Origin of the sequence: Treponema medium (assembly GCF_017161265.1) — a bacterium.
In the GTDB taxonomy this organism is placed as follows: domain Bacteria; phylum Spirochaetota; class Spirochaetia; order Treponematales; family Treponemataceae; genus Treponema; species Treponema medium.
This window is the reverse complement of sequence record NZ_CP031393.1, coordinates 532,013-554,274: the sequence shown is the minus strand read 5'-3', so window position 1 is coordinate 554,274 and position 22,262 is coordinate 532,013. Positions and strand designations below refer to the sequence as shown.

The 22,262-nt window shown below is 48.3% G+C and carries 21 protein-coding genes; 8 read left to right on the top strand and 13 right to left on the bottom strand.

The genetic code is table 11. From position 1 onward, the window contains the following. Positions 1-134: 134 nt before the first annotated feature. Positions 135-3,734 carry a transcription-repair coupling factor gene (gene mfd, locus DWB79_RS02410; protein ID WP_016522473.1) on the top strand — a complete coding sequence of 1,200 codons (3,600 nt, stop codon included), beginning with the start codon at positions 135-137 and terminating at the stop codon, positions 3,732-3,734. A 27-nt stretch (positions 3,735-3,761) separates the two neighbouring features. Here mfd and pyrE read toward each other — a convergent pair whose 3' ends face one another. The 8 genes from pyrE to DWB79_RS12160 form a co-directional block, all read right to left on the bottom strand. Continuing rightward, positions 3,762-4,439 (bottom strand): orotate phosphoribosyltransferase, encoded by a 678-nt coding sequence (gene pyrE, locus DWB79_RS02405; RefSeq protein WP_206181037.1) that lies wholly within the window; start codon positions 4,437-4,439, stop codon positions 3,762-3,764. A 238-nt stretch (positions 4,440-4,677) separates the two neighbouring features. Beyond that, positions 4,678-5,958, bottom strand: a complete 1,281-nt coding sequence (locus DWB79_RS02400; protein ID WP_016522471.1) for a dihydroorotase — start codon at positions 5,956-5,958, stop codon at positions 4,678-4,680. A gap of 156 nt (positions 5,959-6,114) precedes the next feature. After that, positions 6,115-6,876, bottom strand: a complete 762-nt coding sequence (gene pyrF, locus DWB79_RS02395) for an orotidine-5'-phosphate decarboxylase (protein WP_016522470.1) — start codon at positions 6,874-6,876, stop codon at positions 6,115-6,117. A gap of 69 nt (positions 6,877-6,945) precedes the next feature. Then, positions 6,946-7,920: a dihydroorotate dehydrogenase gene (locus DWB79_RS02390; protein WP_016522469.1), complete on the bottom strand. Its 975-nt coding sequence runs from the start codon at positions 7,918-7,920 to the stop codon at positions 6,946-6,948. A 15-nt stretch (positions 7,921-7,935) separates the two neighbouring features. Further along, on the bottom strand, positions 7,936-8,775 hold the full coding sequence (locus DWB79_RS02385; protein WP_016522468.1) for a dihydroorotate dehydrogenase electron transfer subunit: 840 nt from the start codon (positions 8,773-8,775) through the stop codon (positions 7,936-7,938). A 12-nt stretch (positions 8,776-8,787) separates the two neighbouring features. Beyond that, complete coding sequence (locus DWB79_RS02380; RefSeq protein WP_040858957.1) at positions 8,788-9,246, bottom strand: aspartate carbamoyltransferase regulatory subunit; 459 nt, start codon at positions 9,244-9,246, stop codon at positions 8,788-8,790. A 65-nt stretch (positions 9,247-9,311) separates the two neighbouring features. After that, complete coding sequence (gene pyrB / locus DWB79_RS02375; RefSeq protein ID WP_016522466.1) at positions 9,312-10,232, bottom strand: aspartate carbamoyltransferase; 921 nt, start codon at positions 10,230-10,232, stop codon at positions 9,312-9,314. A 193-nt stretch (positions 10,233-10,425) separates the two neighbouring features. After that, a complete protein-coding gene (locus DWB79_RS12160; RefSeq protein ID WP_276588727.1) occupies positions 10,426-10,554 on the bottom strand; it encodes a hypothetical protein in 129 nt (42 codons plus the stop codon). 226 nt (positions 10,555-10,780) lie between these two features. Between DWB79_RS12160 and DWB79_RS02370 the strand changes: the two genes are divergently transcribed. Further along, positions 10,781-11,479: a hypothetical protein gene (locus tag DWB79_RS02370; RefSeq protein WP_016522465.1), complete on the top strand. Its 699-nt coding sequence runs from the start codon at positions 10,781-10,783 to the stop codon at positions 11,477-11,479. Positions 11,480-11,605: 126 nt separating this feature from the next. On the opposite strand, the gene DWB79_RS02365 is transcribed toward DWB79_RS02370, so the two are convergent. The 5 genes from DWB79_RS02365 to fabV all read right to left on the bottom strand — a co-directional run bounded on the left by DWB79_RS02365 (position 11,606) and on the right by fabV (position 16,568). Then, positions 11,606-12,538, bottom strand: coding sequence for an acetyl-CoA carboxylase carboxyltransferase subunit alpha (locus DWB79_RS02365; RefSeq protein WP_016522464.1), 933 nt, complete (start codon positions 12,536-12,538; stop codon positions 11,606-11,608). A gap of 1 nt (position 12,539) precedes the next feature. After that, on the bottom strand, positions 12,540-13,322 hold the full coding sequence (gene accD, locus DWB79_RS02360; protein ID WP_016522463.1) for an acetyl-CoA carboxylase, carboxyltransferase subunit beta: 783 nt from the start codon (positions 13,320-13,322) through the stop codon (positions 12,540-12,542). Continuing rightward, positions 13,322-14,644 carry an acetyl-CoA carboxylase biotin carboxylase subunit gene (locus DWB79_RS02355; RefSeq protein ID WP_016522462.1) on the bottom strand — a complete coding sequence of 441 codons (1,323 nt, stop codon included), beginning with the start codon at positions 14,642-14,644 and terminating at the stop codon, positions 13,322-13,324. Before DWB79_RS02355 ends, accD begins: the two co-directional genes overlap by 1 nt. A gap of 2 nt (positions 14,645-14,646) precedes the next feature. Continuing rightward, complete coding sequence (gene accB / locus DWB79_RS02350) at positions 14,647-15,237, bottom strand: acetyl-CoA carboxylase biotin carboxyl carrier protein (RefSeq protein WP_040859352.1); 591 nt, start codon at positions 15,235-15,237, stop codon at positions 14,647-14,649. A 134-nt stretch (positions 15,238-15,371) separates the two neighbouring features. Further along, positions 15,372-16,568, bottom strand: coding sequence for an enoyl-ACP reductase FabV (gene fabV / locus DWB79_RS02345; RefSeq protein WP_016522460.1), 1,197 nt, complete (start codon positions 16,566-16,568; stop codon positions 15,372-15,374). Between the two features lie 409 nt (positions 16,569-16,977). Between fabV and rsxC the strand changes: the two genes are divergently transcribed. Genes rsxC through DWB79_RS02315 form a run of 6 tightly spaced genes read left to right on the top strand, consistent with a single transcriptional unit; the run spans position 16,978 to position 22,211 of the window. Continuing rightward, positions 16,978-18,354 (top strand): electron transport complex subunit RsxC, encoded by a 1,377-nt coding sequence (gene rsxC, locus DWB79_RS02340; protein ID WP_016522459.1) that lies wholly within the window; start codon positions 16,978-16,980, stop codon positions 18,352-18,354. 3 nt (positions 18,355-18,357) lie between these two features. Then, entirely contained in the window at positions 18,358-19,371 is a 1,014-nt protein-coding gene (locus DWB79_RS02335) for an RnfABCDGE type electron transport complex subunit D (RefSeq protein WP_016522458.1), read from the top strand. Then, positions 19,368-19,946: an RnfABCDGE type electron transport complex subunit G gene (locus DWB79_RS02330; protein ID WP_016522457.1), complete on the top strand. Its 579-nt coding sequence runs from the start codon at positions 19,368-19,370 to the stop codon at positions 19,944-19,946. Before DWB79_RS02335 ends, DWB79_RS02330 begins: the two co-directional genes overlap by 4 nt. An 11-nt stretch (positions 19,947-19,957) precedes the next feature. Continuing rightward, positions 19,958-20,791 carry an electron transport complex subunit RsxE gene (gene rsxE / locus DWB79_RS02325; RefSeq protein WP_016522456.1) on the top strand — a complete coding sequence of 278 codons (834 nt, stop codon included), beginning with the start codon at positions 19,958-19,960 and terminating at the stop codon, positions 20,789-20,791. Then, positions 20,778-21,350 carry an electron transport complex protein RnfA gene (locus DWB79_RS02320; protein ID WP_016522455.1) on the top strand — a complete coding sequence of 191 codons (573 nt, stop codon included), beginning with the start codon at positions 20,778-20,780 and terminating at the stop codon, positions 21,348-21,350. The genes rsxE and DWB79_RS02320 overlap by 14 nt, the downstream gene beginning before the upstream one ends. A gap of 18 nt (positions 21,351-21,368) precedes the next feature. Then, positions 21,369-22,211 (top strand): RnfABCDGE type electron transport complex subunit B, encoded by an 843-nt coding sequence (locus DWB79_RS02315; protein ID WP_016522454.1) that lies wholly within the window; start codon positions 21,369-21,371, stop codon positions 22,209-22,211. The last annotated feature ends 51 nt before the right edge of the window (positions 22,212-22,262 follow it).

The following is a 22,262-nucleotide window of genomic DNA, read 5'->3' as shown; positions in this document are numbered from 1 at the left end:
TTTCCAAGCAGAAACGAGTTTTTCGGTAGAAAAACTCGTAGTTCAAGAATGTGTAAGGACGCACATTCTTGAACGATGGCGTCCGTGGCGGTAAAAAATGGCGGGTATGAAACCCTCCACACGAATCATTGGTGATGAAAGAACATACATTACAAGACAGTATCCATTCTTGGAAGACCATGCAAGACGCTTTTTCCTCTTTGAGGGAAGGGCGTTTTCCGTATCATATACACGGACTTTCAGGTGGTATATTCGCTTTTTTTCTTGCCGAATATGTTCGGCATTTTAACGCTAATCTCTATATCGTCGTACCGACGGAAAAAGAAATAGAAGAGTTACGCGCAGACCTCGATATTGCAGGATTACAAGCTCAGATTTTGCCGTGGTGGGGCAATATGGCATATCGCCCCGTACAAAACTCTGCGCCAGTGTTTGCAGAACGTGCTCAAGTTTTAGCCGAACTCTGCGCAGGGGCACCGGTCTCCGGTTCGGTATCGTCCGGCTTGACGTCAAAGGCGGTGTCCGGATTGGCGGCACCAAACTCAGCGATATCAAACTCGACAGCAAACACAGTAACGGTTATGACCCAGCGGGCATTTCTAACGCCGGTTCCGCCGCCCGACTACCTTAAAACACTTACCTGTACTCTCTATAAAGGTAAGGAAATCGATACGGAAAAAATAGCCTCGCTGTTGGTGCAATGGGGCTATACGCGGGTGCCGCGGGTAAGTGTCCGGGGCGAGTTTGCGCTCCGTGGCGAGGTGCTTGATGTCTGCGCCGCCGCTAACAAAGGGTCGCAACACACCGCTTACCGTATCCAATTCGACTTTACTACTATCGAAAAAATAAAATCCTTCGATATGCACACGCAGGCCTCGGTTGAAGAATTTGACAGCCTTACGCTCTATCCGATGAAAGAAGTTATCTGGGATGATGAGCGGATCGCCGCGTTCGAACGGAATGTGCAGAATATGCCTGAATTTACCGCCGAAGGCATGGAAAAGCTTATTGCGCACTTAAAAGAACACCGTGCTTTTGACGGTGAAGAGCTTTTTTATCCGCTCTGTTTTGAAAAACCTGCGAGCGTCCTTGATTATCTTGAGTATCTGCACGGCGCTGCATCAACACAGCGGAATGCAGATGGCGCTTCAAGACATCAGGGTACAGGCGGCGCTACGAAACCTGCAGTTCTCCTGTATATGGACTACGACCGGCAGCGGAACGCGGTGGAGGCGCTGGAGCGGGAGTATCACGGCTTATATAACAAAATCACCCGTGCCATTGACGACGACCTCAAACATAACCTTTTAATTACCGAATATCCCATGCCGCAGCGCCTTTTGTTGCCCTTTGCGGAGTTGACCGAAAGCTATCCGCAGAGCCTTTTCCTCCGAACGCTGAAAGAATCGGACGAAACCGGAGCGTCGATTGTGTTTAACTGCGACCCGCCGCGCAGTTTTTTCGGCAACATCGTGTATCTAAAAGAAGAATTAACGCATTTGCAGCAGGAAGGCTGGCGTATTTTTGTGTTTGCGGAAAGCGATGCGCAGGCGCTCCGTATCGGCGAATTGCTCAAGGATATTAAAGCTACCGTGCTGCCGCTCACACTTTCTTCCGGCTTCGGCATCCCCGAGCTGAAAATACTCGTTATTCAAGAAAACGAAATTTTCGGCAGGCGGCGGCGCATCCCGAAATCGGTTAAGCAGGTTAGAAGCTCGGTTATCGATACCTTTGTGGAACTCAATCCCGGCGATTATGTTGTCCACGTCAACTACGGTATCGGACAGTTTAAGGGGATTGAACGCGTTAAAACGCTGGGGCATGAGCGCGACTATATCAACCTGCTGTACGCGCAGGACGAAACGGTGTTTATCCCGATCGAGCAGGCGAACCTCGTGCAGCGGTATATCGGCAATGAAGGCGAAGCACCGCGGCTGGATATTATCGGTTCTAAGGCGTGGGAAAACCGGAAAAACAAGGTTAAAAAATCGGTTGAAGATATCGCCGATAAACTCATCGACCTGTATTCCCGCCGTAAAGCCGCCGCCGGTTTTGCCTTTGCGAAAGACAACGAATGGCAAACCGCTTTTGAGGCTGCCTTCCCGTATGAAGAGACCGAAGATCAGCTGACCTGTATTGCCGATGTAAAGACCGATATGGAAAAACCGATACCGATGGATCGGCTCATCTGCGGCGACGTCGGATACGGTAAGACGGAAATTGCAATGCGGGCGGCTTTTAAGGCGGTGATGAGCGGAAAGCAGGCTGCCTTTTTAGCTCCGACCACCATTCTCGCGGAGCAGCACTTTGATACCTTTCAAGAACGCTTTCAAAAATTTCCGGTAAAACTCGCACGGCTTTCCCGCTTTGTTCCCAAGGCTGAACAGAAAAAAGTGCTGACTCAGCTGAAAAACGGCGAACTGGATATCGTTATCGGTACACACCGAGTTATCCAAAAAGACGTGCAGTTTAAAGATTTGGGACTGATGATTGTTGACGAGGAACAGCGGTTCGGGGTTAAAGACAAGGAGCGGCTCAAACAGATGAAGACGAATATCGACTGCCTCTCTTTGAGTGCGACCCCCATCCCGCGTACCCTGCATATCAGTCTGTTAAAAATCCGCGACATGAGCCTTTTAACCACACCGCCGCAAAACCGCCGTCCGGTAGAAACCGTTATTTCTCCGTTTGACCCTGAAAAAATTGCGCAGGCGATCCGTTTTGAAGTTGACCGCGGCGGACAGGTGTTCTATCTGCATAACCGCGTGGAGAGCCTCGAAGAAACACGGTATAAAATCCAGCAGCTCATCCCCGAAGTGCTTATCGATATTGCCCACGGACAGATGAGCGCTACCGAACTTGAAGATATTTTCCGCCGCTTCAACATGGGCGGCTTTCATGTCCTTATCGCGACTACTATCATCGAAAACGGTATCGACATCCCCAATGCGAACACCATCATCATCGACCGCGCCGATATGTACGGCGTTTCGCAGCTGTACCAACTGCGCGGCCGCGTCGGGCGTTCCGACAGAAAGGCATACGCGTATCTCCTCTATCCCGAAAACAAGGCGTTGTCGGAGGTTGCGATGAAGCGGCTGCAGGTTATCTCCGATTTTACGGAACTCGGCTCCGGCTTTAAAATTGCAATGAAGGATATGGAAATCCGCGGCGCAGGGAATCTGTTGGGAAAAGAGCAGTCAGGCGATATTTATTCCGTCGGTTTTGACCTTTACCTTCGCCTGCTGGAAGAGGCGGTGGAACGGCTGCAAAACGCCGGTTACGAGCCTGAGACGGAACCGGTCATAGAGCTTGAGTACACGGGCTTTATCCCCGACAGCTATATCCGCGTGCCGGAAACAAAGATGGAAATATACAAAAAAATCGCCGCCGTCCGTACCGCGGAAGAACTGGATAGGCTCTACGCGGAACTGTCCGACCGGTTTGGCCCCGTTCCGGAAGAAGCAGAAAGCCTGCTTTCTCTTGCCGAAATCAAAATTATCTGTGCAAAACTCGCAATCGCCTCGCTTAAAGAGCGGAACGGCACCGTGCGCATCACCTTTGCGAAGGTCTCAAAGATTTCTATCGATAAATTGCTCCGCATGATAAAAGAGTCGGCCGGGCGGGTTAAACTCGATGCAAAGCAACCGAACGTCATCATGCTCGAAACCGGCTCTATCGGCTTAAAAGAAAAGAGCGAATTTATCAGCGAAAAACTCAATCAGCTGATATAAACCACCGAAAGAAAGGGTTGCTTCCGCTTACCCGCGCCGTACACGGTCAAACCAAGTTTCGGGTTCCTTGTTCCATTCAAGCGCGATAGCGGCTTCTTCGGGGCTTAAATACTTTTCTTTTTGCAAGAGCTCAATTAAAACCGAAAAACGGGAGAGCGATTCAAATGGACAGTTTTCGTTTTTAAAATTGGCATCAGCTTGCGCAAATTGATAAGAAAAAATCGTTTTTAAACTCACCTCGGCGGCTCCGGCTGCACGTAAGGACTTCACCGCACCGAGGCTGCTCTTCCCCGTCGAGATTAAATCTTCGATAAGCGCTATCTTCTTACCTGCAACGGCCGCTCCTTCTATTGTGCTGCCCGTTCCGTGATCTTTCGGCGCGGAACGTACGTAGGCAAGCGGTTTGTTCAAGGCATTTGCAATGAAGGCAGCCCACGGAACCCCTGCCGTAGCGACACCCGCAATCACATCGGTATCGGCAGGAATTAATTGTGTAAAAGCCTCTGTAATGAGAGTGCGCTGTTGAGGCCAACCTAAAAGAGAGCGGTTATCGCAATAGATAGGGCTGCGTATCCCCGAAGCAAAGGTAAAGGGTTCCGCAACGTTAATCTTGACGGCTTTTACCTCAAAGAGCGTGCGGGCAACCGCAATTTCTATTTCTTTTTTATCACGACAAATCGAATTACACACAATACTCATCATCATACTCCTAATCGGGTAAATGCATCAGACTGTTTTCAACGCCCCGCAGAATAAGTGAGGTCGTTCAACCAGAGTTGAACCTCTTCGCGGTTCAAATGGTTTCCCTACCTCACTTATTCTGCGATTCTGATCTATTCTGTCTGATGCGTTTACCCTTCTCTTGAAAAAACTGTACGAAATTTTATTAAAATTTCGTACAGAAGGAAGCCAACCGCTTAAAACAAATTGTGATGCGGTTGCCCTATGTCTGAAATACGAAACGTCCGGCGGGACGTTCCTGTAAATCGGCGGCAAAACGGCCGTCACGGTAGACTATGTTGCCGTTTACAATAGTCATATAATTTTTACCGATAAAGTTCCAGCCCTCAAAAGGCGACCATCCGCATTTCGATGCGATGTCCTTTCGGCCAAGCTGCCAGTGTACCGCGGTGTCGGCAACGGTAATATCGGCATCGGCGCCTTTTGCAAGTACACCTTTGCGCGTTAGCCCGAGGATTGCAGCAGGATTTTCACTCATCAGCTTTTGAAGCAGCGGCAGCGTGATATCTCCTTCCGCCACCGCAGTGAGCATCAGCGCCAGCGAGGTTTCGGCGCCCGGTATGCCGAAAGTCAGCTTTGTCAATTTCTCATCCAGTGTGTGAGGCGCGTGATCGGTGCCGATGGTATCGACGTAGCCGTCCCGAATGGCCTGCATCAAAAATGCAGTATCGGATTGCGCTTTCAGTTCGGGCTTCATCCGCAACAGCATATTGGCTTCGGTACTCGCTTCGCGCATACCGGTGTGTAAAAAAAGATGATGAGGCGTTACTTCCGCATAGATGGGATGCTGCCGGTTATGTAATTCAGGATTTTGCTTCGCCTTGATGACCGTCCGCATCTCTTCTTCGGAAGAAATATGGCAAATATACAGACCGTTCCCATAGCGGGCATTCAGCTCAATCGCTTTGTCGATCATCTCCGCTTCGGCATGCACAAAGACCAAGCCGCCGACCTTAAAAATTTCAGCCAGCAGAGCGGTGTCTTCAATCAGCATAAGACCGGTGCTTACATTCATAAACACCTTCGTACTGCGCGCCTGACCGCTGCCGATAACGCGCCGGATTTCATCAATATTATTGTTTTTTGAAGCGCCGAAGTGAAAGCCGAAATTAACGGCTGAAACCCGCGCCGCCTGTGCAATTTTTTCCGTAAGCGCCTGAGCCGTTACCGTCGGCGGCTGCGTATTCGGCATATCAAAAAAAGTCGTTATGCCGCCTTTTGCACAAGCACGCGAACCGGTATAAAAATCTTCTTTATGAGTAAGCCCCGGATCTCTCATGTGGGTGTGCAGGTCGATAATGCCCGGCATAACGAGGCGGCCTTCCAAATCAATCTCTTGTGAATCCTGTACGGCATCCACTTCTTTTATGCAGTGCTGAGCGGACAGCCCCTGTTTGATGATGATATCTTCAATTATATCGCCGTTGATTACAAGGTCGATAATTTCGTTGCGGACGGTTTTTCCGTTTTTGAGTATGAGCACCGTTTAGCCCTCCGTTGCCAGTCTAGGGCATCTCTAAAAACTCGGTTAGATTTTTAGAGATGCCCGACGAGTTTTTGTTTAAGTCTCTATGTTATAATGACTTAAACAAAGACATCGCAAATAAACTTAAGGAAAACCTCTAAAAAACTGAAGTTTTTAGAGGTTCCCTCTAATTTCCTCCAAAACCGCATATACAGCCTGAACGGGATCGGGATGTTGGGTAATCGGGCGACCGACCACCAAATAATCGGCTCCGTTTTTTACCGCTTCATAGGCAGTCATCACCCGCGCCTGATCTTCTTTGCGGCTTTGAGCATACGAGCTGCTTTGGGTAAAGGCAGGTCGAACTCCCGGACATACGGTAATGAAATTCTTGCCGAAACGCTGTTTAATAGCGCCAGCCTCCTGAGCGGAACAGACAATACCCTGTAAACCGGCATTGCTGACAGCGGCCGCCATCGCTTCGACGGTTGTTTTGACATCGACGGCTGCTCCGTAGAATTGTTGTAAGTCTTGTGCGTTTAAATTGGTTAAGACCGTTACGCCGATGCAAATGCTCCGAGAACCTTTTTCTTTGAGCATCTCGGCGACTGCCCGCATGGTTTTTTCGCTGTTGGAACAATGCACATTGAACATGAACACGTTTTGCTCCGCCGCAAAAAGGCAGGCCTGTACTACCGTGTTGGTAATATCGTGGAACTTTAAATCCAAAAATACTTTTTTGTTTTTTCCGTGCAAATAATCGACAATGGCTCCCTTCGTCCGTAAGAAAATTTCCAACCCAGCCTTATACACCGTAACGCTATCGCCGAGCTGCTCCACGAGGGCGGCTGCTTGGTCGAGCGTGTCATAGTCCAACGCAACAATCAATTTTTCACGAACAGCGCTGCTGATAGTTCCGCATTGTGTCTTTTCCATATTGTAAAACTCCTCCGGGATCAGGGTATCCCAAAAGCTGTTTGCTTTCGAGACTCCCTTACTCTCTTCTTATTGAACGGTACTGCGAACAGTGCCGCGGTGTTTGAGTCTGCTGCGGTATGCAGTTCCTCTATCGGGATGGCTGCGGCCAACCAAATCCGTAACGGCAGTTTGATGCTTTTCACAGTATCGTTCAAGACCGTCAAGTATTTCTACCGCAGCGCAAGGATTGTTAAAAAGACCGCAGCCGACCGCAACTGCCGAAGCGCCTGCAAGTATAAATTCGATTGCGTCCTCGGCAGTCCGTATACCGCCCATTCCGACGATCGGCAGCGACGTAACCTGCGACGCCTGATAGACCATCCTGACCGCGATGGGTTTTACCGCAGGTCCGGACAGTCCGCCGAAAATATTGCCGAGCAGAGGCTTTTGCGTATTGATGTCGATTGCCATACCGGAAACCGTGTTAATCAGCGACAGCGCATCCGCTCCTTGAGCCTCCGCGATGCGGGCAAAAACCGTAATGTCGGTAACGTTCGGCGACAGCTTCACGATGAGCGGTTTCCGGCTTGCCGCCCGTACCAGCGAGACCACCCGCTCCGTTTGCGCCGGATCGGTACCGAAAGCCATCCCTCCATGCTTTACATTCGGGCAGGAAATATTGAGCTCTATGGCCGCAACTTCCGCGATGTCGTTCAGACGGGCGGCAAGTTCCGCATATTCTTCTGCGGTTTTGCCGTTAATATTAATAATCAACGGAATGTGTAGCTGCGGAAGGATTTCCGGCAATACCCGCCGCACAAACTCATCATAGCCGACATTTTCCAAACCGACGCAGTTGAGCATACCGGACGGCGTTTCTGCAATCCGCACTCCTGCATTACCGTCCCGCGGCTCAAGCGTTAAACCTTTCAGCACCGCTGCACCGAGTATATTCGGATCAAAGAAATCCGCATAGTCGGTACCGTAGCCGAAGCAGCCGCTCGCCGTCATCAACGGGTTCGCTAAATGTAAACCTAAAAAATCCAGTGTAAGTTTGCTCATATCATTCTCTCATTGTTACGGCAATTCGTGCGGGAATAAAAGCGAATCGAAAACAGGGCCATCGGCGCATACTTTTTTAACCCCCGCAGCCGTTTGAATGGAACATCCCATACAGGCGCGCACACCGCAAGCCATCCGGCGCTCAAGGGAAAGCTGACAGGGTAACTGCGCCGACTGCGAAAACGCACGTATTTTATTCAGCATTGCAGTTGGCCCGCAGGCATAGATCATCGCAATGTCCGCAGAGGAAGCCCCTCTACTGCGATATTTTTCAATATACGCTGAAAGTACGTCCGGTACAAAGCCATTAATACCGAGGCTGCCGTCATCACTACAAAGGATGAGTTCAATATCCGCAGGCAAAGCAAAAAAATCGATAAGTTCTTGAATATGCCGGTCGCGTCCTCCTGCAAAAAAAATAATGCGCGCTTCCGACTGCCTACTCCGAATCGTCCGTATCAGTTGAGGCAGCGGTGCAAGTCCTATACCGCCGCCCGCAATAATATGACAAGAGCCGGCGGAAGGAACCATAAAGCCGTTCCCCAAGGGGCCTTGAATAGCAAGGCTTTCACCGGCACGGTACTGCGTTAATTCTTGTGTGCCGGCGCCTATGGGGCGATATACAAAGCTCAAAGACCCCTGTTTCTCATCAAATGAATGCAGACTGATGGGGCGGGGTAAAATATGGGATTTATCGTGCAAACTGATCATGTAAAACTGTCCCGCACGGGGAAGATCGGTGCCTTCCAGCCTCCGCGGCAATCGGACGGTAAGACAGTAACAATCGGCTCCCGCATATTCATGGGAAACAATTTCGGTTTTTTCAAAATGCTTTTTTCCGCACCGGTGTTCCATACCGCTTCTCCGCTAATTTAAATTAAGCTTAATGTCGGCGACCGGAGTGACCCGTTCACAGTAAAAACACTTGTAGCAGTCCTGTCCATGCGAATGTACCTTTATAAACCGCGACGGTACCGCTTCATTATTTGAAATACATTTAAAATTTTCGCAGTGTATAAATGCTTCAATTTCATCTGGCAATTCAAGCGGTATTTTCTGTACAACCTTACTGTCTTTAATAATATTCACCGTCGCATGAGGTGCCAACAGCGAAATTTTTGCCAGCTCCGATTTGGTCAATGTTTTATCGGCAATCTTAATCAGGCCTTTTTTATTGTGCGCCTTGCTATGCAAATTAAAACCGACGGTTACCATATCGGTATACTCTTTTAATTTCAGCATTTTGACGATCGCAAAGGTACGCTCCGGCGGTATATGGTCAATCACTATTCCGTTTTCCAATGCAGTTATCTGTAATTCCATCATTCAACTCCTTCTTGTAGTTCCGTTATTCGCACGGACGGTTTAATACCTCATTGCTTCTTGAGCTTTTATTGTTCTAGAGAGAGCATCATCATTGCCTGTCTAATCGGGATGCCGTTCCGCGCTTGTTCAAAATAACGCGCATATTTTGTAGTGTCCAAATCCACATCGATTTCATTCACACGCGGCAGCGGATGCAGGATAATCATATCGTCTTTGCACTTCCCTTCTATGTTGCCCCTATTGATGATATAAACGCCTTTCACCTTTTCGTATTCTTCCGGATCGGGGAAACGTTCGCGCTGAATGCGGGTCATATAAAATACATCGAGTTTATCCAAACAGCCGGTAAAGTTTTCTTCTATATAGTAGGTAACCCCTGCATCATCCAAATCGTCAAGCAGATATTGCGGCATGGCAAGGTTTGACGGAGAAACAAAGTAGATAACCGGATGAAAATGCTTGAGGGCTTTAGCCAACGAATGGACGGTACGCCCGTATTTTAAATCACCGGTAAAAGCAATATGGAGATTTTCCAAAGTGCCTTTTTCTTTCATAATGGTATACAAATCAAGGAGCGTTTGACTTGGATGCTGGTTTGAACCGTCGCCGCCGTTTAACACCGGCTTATGCGAAACGGAAGCTGCAAGGCGCGCCGCTCCGTCCATCGGATGGCGAATAACAATGATGTCCGAATAGGATTCCACCATGCGTATGGTGTCCGAAAAGGACTCCCCTTTTTTAACCGATGAATGTTCCGTATCAAAATAGAGGATATTTGCACCGAGCCGCATCGCAGCCGACTCAAATGACAGTTTTGTTCGCGTGCTCGGTTCATAAAACATAGTTGCGACAATTTTGCCGTGCATCAGCGAAAGTTTTTCTTTATCGGACATTTTTTCTATTGCTTCCGCCTTTTTCAAAATGAGCAGAATTTCTTCTGCGGTGAAATCATTCATTGAAATGATATCCTTCTTTCCGTTTATCATAGAACCTCCCATAAAAAGTCAAGAAGAAAGTATCAACTTTCGATTGACTTTTTACGCGCGTTCGCAACGAAGTGAGAACGTGCATAAGATATACAAGTTTGCGCTTGAGCAAACTTGAGTAAATAAAAGCCGTGCTATTTGTACGGCTTTTATTTTACACTCCTCAAGCAAAAAAAAAGGATACTGTCTTCATTTAGAAAACAGTATCCTTATCGGTTACGGTAATAATGCTTACCGGCAGTTGAAAGGGTGAACCCTTGCGGATTATACCCCCGAATGGTACACAAGGATTATACTGGTGTTGCCGTAAGCGCTTTGTCATTATTGCCTCTTTCAATTTAAATTGCAGGTTTATAACATAAAAAAGAAGGATATGTCAAGTATCCCTGATTTGTGTGATTTCTAACAGTATTGTGGCCTTTGGTTCGTCTACTTTACTTTTCAAAAGAAATTCATTATGCTGTGTTTCGATATTTCAATGTTATCCATCGCAAACAATTACGATGATACGGGAATATCCGAAATTTTCTTTAATAGGAGGAAGGAATATGAAAAAATTCACTTTCGTATTATCGGTTCTTTTTTTGACAAGTGTTCTTGCGTTTGCATCCGGAGCTGCCGATGCTACAGCTTCCAATGCTAAAGCCGATGTCAAAATCGACTTTAGAATGAACATTGCCAAACAAGATTATGAATCCAATTATTTTAATTGGACGCTTGGAAAACAAGAGACGGTGCATGACAAATTCGATGCGGTTTCGGGCGCCAGTTTGAAAGGTTCTACAAAAGCATTTAATGCCGTTCGCTATGCAGGTAATGCTGCAGATAAAAAAGCGGCAATTCCGGCAGCGCTTCGCAGTCTGTTTTTGTTTCCGCTTGCCGATTGGAAATTCGTCGAGGGATACGGACTCCAAGTAACAAACACCGACGGTGCTTTTATAATACGGTTTGCCCGCAAGACAACGGCTTATGAGTTAACGACCGATACAAATGGTGATTTTAACATCCTCACCGGAGCTAAAATTGCAAAAGATATTACTGAAAAGACAGATACCGGTTATGTCATCAAGCCCGAATACCTCAAAGCCGGCGGTGATCCTACAAAAATGTCCGATTTGGATTGGGATAAATTACCGTTGAAAATCGACACTTTTGCTTCCGATGCAGCCTATCATTATGAAGGAACGCTGAAGTTTGCGTTAAAGGATAACATTTTAACAGCTAAGGGTACATTAAACCGTAAATAAGTGATTGACGGGGTTGCCGATGATTAATCGAGCCTCTAAAAACGGTTAGGTTTTTAGAGGCTCTCCTGAATGAATACTTAAAGAAGTAAGAGCCTCTCAACGTTTTTTGTTTGAGAGGTCTTTTTTTTACTCCGAGTAAAGACCGATTGCGTGTATTTTTTTGCGGCGGTAGCGCACCAAGACTTTGGGATCGCGCTTACAAAGATCGGCTAGGTCGTGCAGGATTTGTGCGCGGATCTTATCGGCCGCCTGCTGCGGGTTGGTATGGGCGCCATCGACCGGCTCTCCAATAACGCCGTTAATCAACTTGAGTCCGAGTACCTCGTGGCTGGTAATTTTCAGCATCGCGGCGGCGTCCTTTGCCTTGCTTGAATCCCGCAATAGAATCGATGCACAGCCCTCCGGAGAGATAACCGAGAAAATCGCATTTTCCAGCATATATACCTTATCGCCGACTCCGATGCCGAGTGCACCGCCTGAGCCGCCTTCTCCAATGACAAAGCAGATAACAGGGGCTTTTACACGGCTCAGTTCTCGTAAGTTTACCGCGATAGCTTCGGCGATACCGCGTTCCTCCGAACCGAGTCCCGGATAGGCGCCCTGCGTGTCAACAAAGGTGATAATCGGACGGTGGAATTTTTCCGCCTGTTTAATCAGTCTGAGCGCTTTACGGTAGCCTTCGGGGTTTGCCATACCGCCGTTCCGGTCGATGGTTTCCCGCAAGTTCCGTCCTTTTTGGTTACCGATAACCGTTACCGGTATTCCATTGATAAATGCAATACCGCCTATCAGTGCAGGATCGTCCCCAAAACAACGATCTCCGTGCAGCTCGATAAAGTTATCAAAGATCATATCGATATAATCGAGGGTACGTGGACGGTCATTGTGTCGGGCGAGTTCGATTTTCCGCCACACTTGCGAAATTGCAGAACTTGCTTGCAGTTTTTCATTTATCGTTTTAAGTTCTTTGGTAATATCGAGCCCATATTTGTCTGCAATATCACGGAGACTTGACAGAATTTCACTTTGGTCGGTCAGCTGTTCGTTTTCTTTATTCATGTTACTTCCTTTCCTTGCCGAACGGCGGATTCATGTGCGCGTCGATCATCACAGCAAAAAAGTGTTTTTGCTCGATGCGCGGCACAATGCGGTCAACAAAGCCTTTTTTGAGCTGGAACTCGGCGCGCTGAAAGCCTTCCGGCAGCTGCTGGTGGATGGTACCTTCAATAACACGCGGCCCTGCAAAACCGATAAGCGCATTGGGTTCCGCCGCAATTACATCGCCGAGCATCGCAAAACTTGCTGTTACGCCGCCTGTCGTGGGGTCGCAGAGCATAAGAAAGAAAGGAACTCCCTTGTCGTCCAACTCCGCCGCCGCGCTTGAGGTTTTTGCCATCTGCATGAGCGAAAAAAGCCCTTCCTGCATACGCGCACCACCCGACGTTGCGTAGATAATCACCGGTATCCGTTCCGCTGCACCCTTTAGCATAAGCCGGGAAATTTTTTCTCCGACAACTGAACCCATAGAACCGCCGAGAAAGTCGAACGACATAATGCCCAGCAGTGCATCTCTGCCTTCGATCTTACATTTGCCGGTAACAACGGCTTCATTCATCGAGGTTTTTGCCTCCGCGGCGGAGATTTTTTCTTCATAACCTGCCATTTGAATGGGATTCATCGTCCTAAGCGTTGTATCAAGCTCTTCAAACGTATCTTTGTCGGTAAGATAGGCAATCCGGTCGGGGACATCCATCCGCATGTGGTAGCCGCAGTCGGGGCATACCATTAAGTGTTTCAAAAGTGTTTCTCGTTCATATTGTTTTTTACAATGAGGACATTCCATTATTTTTCTCCCTCAAATAACTGTGCATAGAGACTGGTGCCGAAGGTTCCCGATTGGAATTGAGCAGATCGTAAAATCTTTTTTTGCTCTTCGATATTGGTTTGGATCCCTTCGATGTGTAGCTCATCCAGCGCACACAGCAGTTTTTTAATGGTTTGTGCCCGATCCGCTCCATGCACGATTAGCTTAGCGGTCATTGAATCGTAGAAAGGCACTACCTTATAACCCTGATATAAAAATCCATCGAACCGGACACCATTTCCGCCGGGTACTCGCAAGTTTGTAATCAACCCGGGTGTGCGCGCATTGATACGGGCTTCGATTGCCCAGCCCTTTACCGGTAGCACACCATCGGGAAGCGTCATCTTGCCGCCCGTACACACGGTAATCTGCTCACGGATAATGTCGGTGCCGGTTACCATTTCGGAGACGGGGTGTTCCACCTGTACACGTGCGTTTACTTCCATAAAATAGAACTGCTCGCCGGAAACGAGAAACTCGATGGTACCCGCTCCGCAATAGTTGAGCGTAGAAAAAAGCTTTTTGGCGCCGGAGCACATCGCATCGTACATTGCATCGCTGACTGCCTGAGAAGGGCTTTCTTCTATCAATTTTTGGTGATTCCGCTGTACCGAGCAATCACGTTCACCAAGGATTGCAACACCTCCGGCTCCATCGCCGATAACCTGCAGCTCAACATGTCGCGGGTCGCTCAAGTATTTTTCAATATAGACTGTGCCGTCGGCAAAATTGGCTTCCGCCTCCGAAGACGCGATGGCGAGGTTTTCGGCTAAGTCGGCTTCTTTCCAGACAATACGCATTCCCTTGCCGCCGCCGCCTGAGGCTGCTTTAATGATAACGGGATACCCGCATTTATTTGCGGTTTCTATAGCTTGCTCTTTTGTCGTAATTGCACCGGCAGACCCGGGGGTAATCGGCAAGCCGCTTTTTTGAGCGGTTTCCCGCGCTCTTACTTTATCGCCGAGCATTTCGATAGTGTCGGGTTTTGGTCCAATCCAGAACATACGGGATTTTTCTACCTCACGTGCGAAATCTGCATTTTCTGAAAGGAAGCCGACACCGGGGTGTATCGCATCACAGCCGGTACAGAGGGCGGCGGTAATCAGCGCGTCCTTGTTCAAATAGCTTTTGGAGGAAGGCGGCGGTCCGATACACACTGCATGATCCGCTAATTGCACATGCAGACATTCTTTATCGGCAGTTGAATATACGGCGACCGTTTCAATACCCATTTCACGGCAGGCGCGGATAACGCGGACAGCAATTTCACCGCGGTTTGCAATCAGCATTTTCCGTATCATATCTAAATCCTGATTATAAAGAGCGGCTGGTCAAACTCAACCAAATCACCGTTTACCGCAAGAATTTCTTCAATCGTTCCGTCGTATTCGCACTCAAGGGTGTTCATCATCTTCATTGCTTCGAGGATGCACAGCGGCTGCCCTTTTGAAACCTTAGCCCCCTTTTCAACATACGCGGGAGCATCAGGGGAGGGTGAGCGGTAGAATGAACCGACAATGGGGCTTTTTACCGTTACGAGGTTTGCATCAGTACCGGAGATGGTATTGGCCGCTGCACCTACGGAATTTGCGCTTGTCGGATTGCTTTCTGCCCCAGTCGATATTCCCGTTGCAACTGCGGGGGACATCAGAGCCGCTCCATGAGGAGCCGCTCCGGCGCTCATGGTGCCTGCTGCCGCATATCCGTTTGTGTCCACACCGGCAACAGGCTGCATCGGTGTATTTTGCACTGCAAACGGCACGGCAGCCTGCACATTCTGATACGCCGCTTCTTTTTTCAACGTCAGCTCCGCTTCGCCTTCCTTTATATGGAGCAGCACTGCCGAGCTCTTTTCAAATTTGTCAAAGACATTCAAAATAAATTTTTCGTTCATATTCTTACTCTGTGTCGATGCCGGTTCATCTTCAACTATATCGCCGGCATTGTGTAAAATATCCAACCTGATCCTGTTAACATACACCGGCATAGGTGGTTCCGTACCGTTGTACTCAACAGGAGAGATGGCTCTTATATCCGGTCGAACCGGTCAATCTCGGCATCATAATCGATGCCGGCAATATCAAACCCGTTAATCGCCAAAAAGTCGTGCCGATATTCATCCACATCGGTAAGTTCGCGGCTGGTTTCGTCGGTAACGGTTGCCATAATCGCGGCAACGGCGGACTGCACCCCTTCGTCCAACTCCCAGTCGTCGATGCGGATACGGTGTTCGCTGTCCGTTGGGATAACCCCGTCCACCGTATACAGGCGGCTGTCAAAAAGGCGGTTGATCTGTTCGATACAGCCTTCGTGTGTGCCTTTTTCCTTCATCACCTTAAAAAGGCTAGCCAAATAGAGCGGAATAACCGGAATAACGGCGCTTGCACGGGTTACCAGTCCCTTGTTAACCGACACAAAGGCTTGTCCTTTTAGGGCAGCGAGCTTGGTGTTCAATGCATGGGCGGTGGCTTCCAAGTGTTCCTTCGCTTTACCGATGGTGCCCTTGCGGTACAGCGCTTGTGTAGCTTCCGGCCCAATGTAGGAATACGCAACCGTAATACATCCTTGTGCAAGCAGATCCGCAGCGCCGAGTTTTTCTATCCAACGCTGCCAATCCTCACCGCCCATGACCTTTACGGTAGCGGCGGCTTCTTCGTCAGTTGCCGGTTCTGCGGTAATTTCCGTCAAAGCGCCGGTGAACGGGTCGAGGGTTTTGCCGGTAAACGGCTTTCCGAAGGGCTTGAGCGCCGAGCGGTAGGTAACGCCGGTCTCGGGATCGGTACGCACGGAGCTTGCCACACTGTAGACAATCAAATCAAACTGTATGCCCAGTTTTTTTGCTTCGGCAATGACCTGTTCTTTGATGGTATCGGAGAATGCATCGCCGTCGATGGTAACGGATACAAGCCCCGCCTCTTTTGCAGCGGTATCAACCGCTAAGTTGTTGTACCAACCGGGGGTTCCCCATTTTTTTTCGGAACCGGCTTTTTCATAGGACACGCCGATGGTTGTAGCCCCATAGCCGAACGCTGCCGTAATCCGGCTTGCCAGTCCGTACCCGCCGGAACAGCCGACCACCAACACGTTTTTCGGCACAGCCGTTCCCGCCGGATGGGTAGCAGCTCGCTTTTTTGTATACGCGATTTGATCTTCAACCGCTTTTTTACACCCTTGAGGATGTGCATTTAAACAGATATTGCTCCTCAACATCGGTTTCATACTCATTCTTTCTACTCCTTACCATATAATAAGCCACTGAGCTTTCATAATGCATAATTATGCATTAATTGGCAATGCCGTAATACACGGATTACTCTATTCTCTATATCCCTGTTTATGTCGGCTGTGGCCGTGATACTCTTAATAGTTTAATCAATTTATTAGTTTATCAGTTTTTACCGTTTGCCGATAGTACCTTTCATTTTTCCAGCAAAGAGGGAAAAGCATCAGACGGGTAAATATAAATCGCAAAATCAGGGGGCTGGGCGAGCATTTGAACCGTGAAGAGGTTCAATTCTGCTTGAACAGCGCCCTGATTTTGCGGGGAAATCTGGGAAGGAGTCTGATGCGTTTCTCCTGATTTAATCGTGGATTTTTTCTTGACTGAATATATGATGTTTTATATAATAAAAGAATGAGTACTAAATCATTTAAAGGAGGATGCCATCCTCCCGAGCGGAAATTTATTTCCGCCGAATCCGAAGTCTTGGCCGTTATGCCGTCTACAAAGATGGTGTGGATTCCGGTTACCCAAGGCGGTGCTCCGAATACTCCGTTAGTAAAAGTTGGAGATACGGTTGTACGAGGTCAAAAAATAGCGGAAACGGACAAATTTATGTCTGCACCCGTGCACGCTTCGATCTCCGGTACTGTAAAGAAAATAGAACCCCATCTCGTTACCGGTAACACGGACGCACTTTGTATCGCAATTCAAGCGGGCGAGGACACTTCCGAGTCTTTTATGGAGCCGCTTGATCCCTTCACCTGCACAAAAGAGGACGCTATTAAGCGTATCCGCGAGGCCGGTATAACCGGTATGGGCGGCGCTTCTTTCCCTGTACATGTTAAATTGAGCCCTCCTAAAGATGCTAAAATAGACTACATTTTAGGTAATGCTGCAGAATGCGAGCCGTATCTATGTACCGATGCCGCTTCGATGTATCATTCCGCCGAAACGATTATAGACGGAATGGCGATCATTATGCACATTACCGGCGCCGATAAGGGGATTATTGCGCTTGAAGATAACAAAACACATCTGGTTCCGGTGTTTGAAAAAGCGATTGCAAAGATAAAACAAAATCCTGTCGGGCCGGGCGCCTACGACATTTCCGTTGAATTATGCAAAACAAAATATCCGCAGGGCGGAGAAAAAAGCTTGACGTCTGCTGTTGTCGGTAGAGAAATTCCTTCCGGCGGGCTTCCGTTCCAGATCGGGTGTATTGTTCAGAATGTGGGAACAATGAAGGCGATTTCCGATGCGTTCCGTAAGGGGATGCCATTAATCGACCGTCCGCTTACGATTAGCGGCGGCGCTTGTGAAAATCCGATTAATGCGATAGCTCCGATTGGTACTTGTATCGGCGACCTTATTCCCGAAGTAGTACGTTTAAAGCCGGGCGTTACCAAGATTATTTCCGGCGGTCCAATGATGGGCTTCGCGATGAAAAGCGCCGATTTTCCCATTCAGAAGAATACGTCGGGCGTTCTTTTCTTAACACGGGAAGAAGTCAATATTGATGAAGAAAGTCCCTGTATCGGCTGCGGTAAATGCGTAACAAATTGCAGCTGCCGCCTTTCACCGGTGCTTATTGTTCGCGCTCTAAAAGCAAATAAGCTGGATGAAGCCGTTCGCTACGGGCTTATGGACTGCATTGAATGCGGTGTCTGTTCTTATGTATGTCCTGCTCGTATAAAGCTTGTCCAGCGATTCAAGGTTGGAAAACAGCTGTTACGTGAAGCGAAGCAAAAAGAAGCTGCAAAAGCAGCCGCTGCGCAAGGAGGAAAATAAATTATGGGCGAATCAGACAAGAATGAAATTTACCTTTCCCCCGCACCGCATATTGCAAGTCCCGTAACTTCCAGAAAACTGATGATACACGTACTGATTGCGCTTGCTCCGCTTGCGCTGTACGGTATTTATCTGTATGGGGTGCCGGCGCTCATCCGCATTATTGTTTCGGTAGGCGTTGCAGTCGGTTCCGAAGCGGCATTCCGTAAAGCTATGGGCAAGGATATCCGCATAAAGGATTGCTCTGCTGTGGTAACCGGTTTACTGTTGGCGCTTGTTTTACCGCCGCTTATTCCTATTTGGATTGTGGTTGTTTCCGCAATCTTTGCTATTGTTGTTGCAAAAGAGTTTTTCGGTGGGCTCGGCGCAAATCCGTTTAACCCTGCATTGGTAGGCCGTGCGTTTGCCTTTGTCAGTTTTTCACGCTTGATGACTTCGTGGGTTGCGCCGCATCACGGTTTTGATGCAGTGAGTACTGCCACACCGCTTTCGTACCTTAAAATGTCGGAAGGCGGTATTTCTACCGCAGCTGCAATCGCAGAGAAGATGGGATTATCTTCCTCAAGCGATGTATATCTTAAACTCTTTTTAGGAGATCACGGCGGCTGTATCGGCGAATCGAGCGCAGTGCTTATTCTCATCGGTTTCGTCTACTTGCTGGTTACCCGCGTTATTGAATGGCAAATTCCCGTTTCTATGGTAGTAACAGCTGTGGCGGTAACCGCGCTTGCCGGTATCGATCCGTTGCTCACGCTGTTAAGCGGCGGTTTGCTGTTCGGCGCTGTTTTTATGGCTACCGATTATGCAACATCCCCTGTAACCTTTAAGGGGCAGATTATTTTTGGCGCCGGCTGCGGCTTAATTACCGCCTTGATGCGCCTGTTCGCCGGAATGCCGGAAGGCGTTATGTACAGCATTTTGATTATGAATTCGGTCGTTACATTCTTAAATAGGCTGATTCAGAAGAAATACGGATATGTAAAGCCCGTTAAGGCAGCCAAGGAAGGTGCAAAATGAAACAGATGATGAAATTATCCGTTACGTTGGCGCTCTATACTGTTGTTGCTTGTCTTGCGCTTGCGGCGGTCAATATGCTTACCTCTCCCCGCATTCTCGCCTCAAAGGAAGCAAAAACGAAACTTGCGCTTCAAGCAATTTTTCCCGAGGCGGATTCATTTCGACCTGTTACCGAAGGAATGCCGAAGTTAGTTGATAAAATAGCGTTTGGCGATACTTTTATCGCATTGCAGGGGGATAAGCCTACGGGAATCATCGTAACGGTGAGTGGTCATACCTATGATCAGGCGACTATTCTTATCGGTATCGACACGGAAGAAAAGCTGAGGATGATTCAGTTTTTGGTATTAACCGATTCACCCGGTATCGGAACAAAAGCGAAGGATGAACCGTTTATCGGACAGTTCCGTAATAAGCCTACTACCGATGCTTTTGCGCTGGGAAGCGATGTTCAAGCGATTGCCGGCGCTACGATTACCTCTACGGCTGTTACCCGCATGGTAAAAATCGCCGTCGATGCCGCTTCTTCATACATGAGCAGCCAAGGTCTCGGCGGCTCCGGCAGCGGAAACTAAGGAGAACGGTTATGAAAGAGTATGTACGCATTTTTACAAACGGGTTGGTGAAAGAAAACCCCCTCATTATGCTGATGATTGGACTTTGTTCCGCGCTCGCCATTACCACTTCCGTTGCAAACGGTATTGGAATGGGGCTTGCAATGACTTTCGTTATTGTGTTGAGCGAGATGATTATCAGTATGTTCCGAAAGTTTATTCCGAATGATATCCGTATTCCTATCTTTATTATTGTTATCGCATCGTTTACCACTATCGTAGACCTTCTGATGCAGGCCTTTTTACCGGAGCTCTCCGAATCGATGGGTATTTTTATTAAACTCATCGTTGTAAACTGTATCATTATGGGACGTGTCGAATCGTTTGCTTCAAAGGAATCTCCTTTAAAAGCGATGGCGGATGCATTGGGCATGGGGATGGGCTTTACGTGGGTGCTGGTTGTGATGTCTGCCATCCGTGAGCTTTTGGGTACCGGTACCGTGCTTGGTGTGCGCTTGTTGCCGGATGACTACCTTATTAAGTTCTTTGCGAATTCTCCCGGCGGTTTCTTTGTATTTGGTGTAATGATTGCCTTAACCTATTTGGTACAAGATCAGCAAAAGCAGCGGAAAATACGGAAAGCAGCCGTATTAAAAGAAGCGGCACTGAAAGAGGCTGCCGCATTACGGGAAGCTGAGCTGGCGAAAGAAGCTGCGCTCAAGGCGGAGGCTGCACAAAAAGAAGCCGCGTTAAAGGCTGAAGCGGAAAAACAAGCCGCTGCCCCTGCGACCCAATCTGAGGCTGGTGCCGAACCCGCGGCCGTTGCAGCGCCTGCAAAGGAGGGAACTGAAAATGGAACTGTTTAAGATTTTTCTTGCTGCGGTATTCGTTAAGAATATCGTCTTTATCCGCTTCCTTGCACTGTGTTCGTTTATCGGTATGACCTCCGATGTGAAAAAATCCACCGGTATGGGATGGGCGGTTCTCTTTGTTACGGTTATCGCAACAGCGGCAACTTATCCGTTATATAAGCTTGTGCTGGCACCATACGATCTCGGTTTCTTACAGACATTGCTCTTTATCTTGGTTATTGCGAGTTTGGTTCAGTTGGTAGAGTTCTACTTAAAGAAGTCGGCGCCTGCTCTGTATTCGGCGATGGGGGTGTACTTACCGCTGATTACCACGAACTGTGCCATTCTTGCGGTTACGCTCGATGTTATCGCTGCCGACTATACCTTTATTCAGTCGATGGTATACTCAATCGGTGTCGCAATCAGCTATATGTTGGCAATGGTTTTGTTTGCCGGTTTGCGCGAGCGTATCGACATTGCCCCGATACCTAAGTACCTCAAAGGTACTCCTATCCTGTTTATCGCTGCCGCTCTGTTATCTTTGGCATTCGGCGGCTTTGCAGGCATGATTTAGAGGAGTGTAAAAAAGAGTATGCAAATAATTATTTTAACGCTTATCGTTTCGCTGATTTTATCGTTAGCGATAGGCTTTTTATTAGGCTTTTTTAAAAAGCTGTTTTATGTAGCGCCTGATGAAACGGTTGCGAAAATCCGTGAGGTGCTTCCCGGTGCAAACTGCGGCGCATGCGGTTTTCCGGGCTGTGACGGTTTTGCGGCTGCGGTTGCAAGCGGCAATGCGCCGGTAAACGGCTGTTCCGTCGGCGCCGGTCCCGTTGCGGCGAAAGTCGGTGCGATTATGGGGGTAACTGCTGATGCGGATGCTAAAGTAGCGGTTTTACTTTGCCAAGGCTCCCATGATGTCTGTAAGGAAAAGGCGGATTATGTCGGTGTTAAAACCTGCCGTGCTGCAAAGATTTCCGTAAACGGATTGCGGGAATGCGATTGGGGCTGTATCGGTCTCGGTGACTGCGAAATGGCCTGTCCTTTTGATGCCATCCATGTTGGGGAAGACGGAATCCCGCACGTCGATTATGAAAAATGTACCGGCTGCGCAGTCTGTGTCGCGGCGTGTCCTCAGCACATACTGACAACCGTATCTACTTCCCGGAAAGGTTCCATTGCCCTTTGTTCATGTAGAAATCCGAGAAAAGCCGTTATTATGAAAAATTGTAAGCGCGGCTGTATCAAATGTATGAAGTGTGAAAAGAACTGTCCGAAAGGTGCAATAAAAGTTATCAACGGAATCCCCGAAGTTAATTACGATCTGTGCGATTCTTGCGGTATCTGTATTACGGGCTGTCCGACAAAGGTGCTTGCCTTAGTTGAAGATAAGATTGCAGTGCAGTTGCCATGCAGTACGTGCGAAGCGTGTTAATTTGTGCAAAATATATTAAATTACGGCTTTTACCGGTATGTTTATCGAATG

Excerpts from the sequence above, each read along its gene's own strand:
- mfd (WP_016522473.1), top strand. The coding sequence starts at position 135 with ATGAAAGAACATACATTACAAGACAGTATCCATTCTTGGAAGACCATG.
- pyrE (WP_206181037.1), bottom strand. The coding sequence starts at position 4,439 with ATGATGATGAGTATTGTGTGTAATTCGATTTGTCGTGATAAAAAAGAA.
- pyrF (WP_016522470.1), bottom strand. The coding sequence starts at position 6,876 with ATGGAAAAGACACAATGCGGAACTATCAGCAGCGCTGTTCGTGAAAAA.
- DWB79_RS02390 (WP_016522469.1), bottom strand. The coding sequence starts at position 7,920 with ATGAGCAAACTTACACTGGATTTTTTAGGTTTACATTTAGCGAACCCG.
- DWB79_RS02385 (WP_016522468.1), bottom strand. The coding sequence starts at position 8,775 with ATGGAACACCGGTGCGGAAAAAAGCATTTTGAAAAAACCGAAATTGTT.
- DWB79_RS02380 (WP_040858957.1), bottom strand. The coding sequence starts at position 9,246 with ATGATGGAATTACAGATAACTGCATTGGAAAACGGAATAGTGATTGAC.
- pyrB (WP_016522466.1), bottom strand. The coding sequence starts at position 10,232 with ATGATAAACGGAAAGAAGGATATCATTTCAATGAATGATTTCACCGCA.
- DWB79_RS12160 (WP_276588727.1), bottom strand. The coding sequence starts at position 10,554 with ATGACAAAGCGCTTACGGCAACACCAGTATAATCCTTGTGTACCATTC.
- DWB79_RS02370 (WP_016522465.1), top strand. The coding sequence starts at position 10,781 with ATGAAAAAATTCACTTTCGTATTATCGGTTCTTTTTTTGACAAGTGTT.
- DWB79_RS02365 (WP_016522464.1), bottom strand. The coding sequence starts at position 12,538 with ATGAATAAAGAAAACGAACAGCTGACCGACCAAAGTGAAATTCTGTCA.
- accD (WP_016522463.1), bottom strand. The coding sequence starts at position 13,322 with ATGGAATGTCCTCATTGTAAAAAACAATATGAACGAGAAACACTTTTG.
- DWB79_RS02355 (WP_016522462.1), bottom strand. The coding sequence starts at position 14,644 with ATGATACGGAAAATGCTGATTGCAAACCGCGGTGAAATTGCTGTCCGC.
- accB (WP_040859352.1), bottom strand. The coding sequence starts at position 15,237 with ATGAACGAAAAATTTATTTTGAATGTCTTTGACAAATTTGAAAAGAGC.
- fabV (WP_016522460.1), bottom strand. The coding sequence starts at position 16,568 with ATGAGTATGAAACCGATGTTGAGGAGCAATATCTGTTTAAATGCACAT.
- rsxC (WP_016522459.1), top strand. The coding sequence starts at position 16,978 with ATGAGTACTAAATCATTTAAAGGAGGATGCCATCCTCCCGAGCGGAAA.
- DWB79_RS02335 (WP_016522458.1), top strand. The coding sequence starts at position 18,358 with ATGGGCGAATCAGACAAGAATGAAATTTACCTTTCCCCCGCACCGCAT.
- DWB79_RS02330 (WP_016522457.1), top strand. The coding sequence starts at position 19,368 with ATGAAACAGATGATGAAATTATCCGTTACGTTGGCGCTCTATACTGTT.
- rsxE (WP_016522456.1), top strand. The coding sequence starts at position 19,958 with ATGAAAGAGTATGTACGCATTTTTACAAACGGGTTGGTGAAAGAAAAC.
- DWB79_RS02320 (WP_016522455.1), top strand. The coding sequence starts at position 20,778 with ATGGAACTGTTTAAGATTTTTCTTGCTGCGGTATTCGTTAAGAATATC.
- DWB79_RS02315 (WP_016522454.1), top strand. The coding sequence starts at position 21,369 with ATGCAAATAATTATTTTAACGCTTATCGTTTCGCTGATTTTATCGTTA.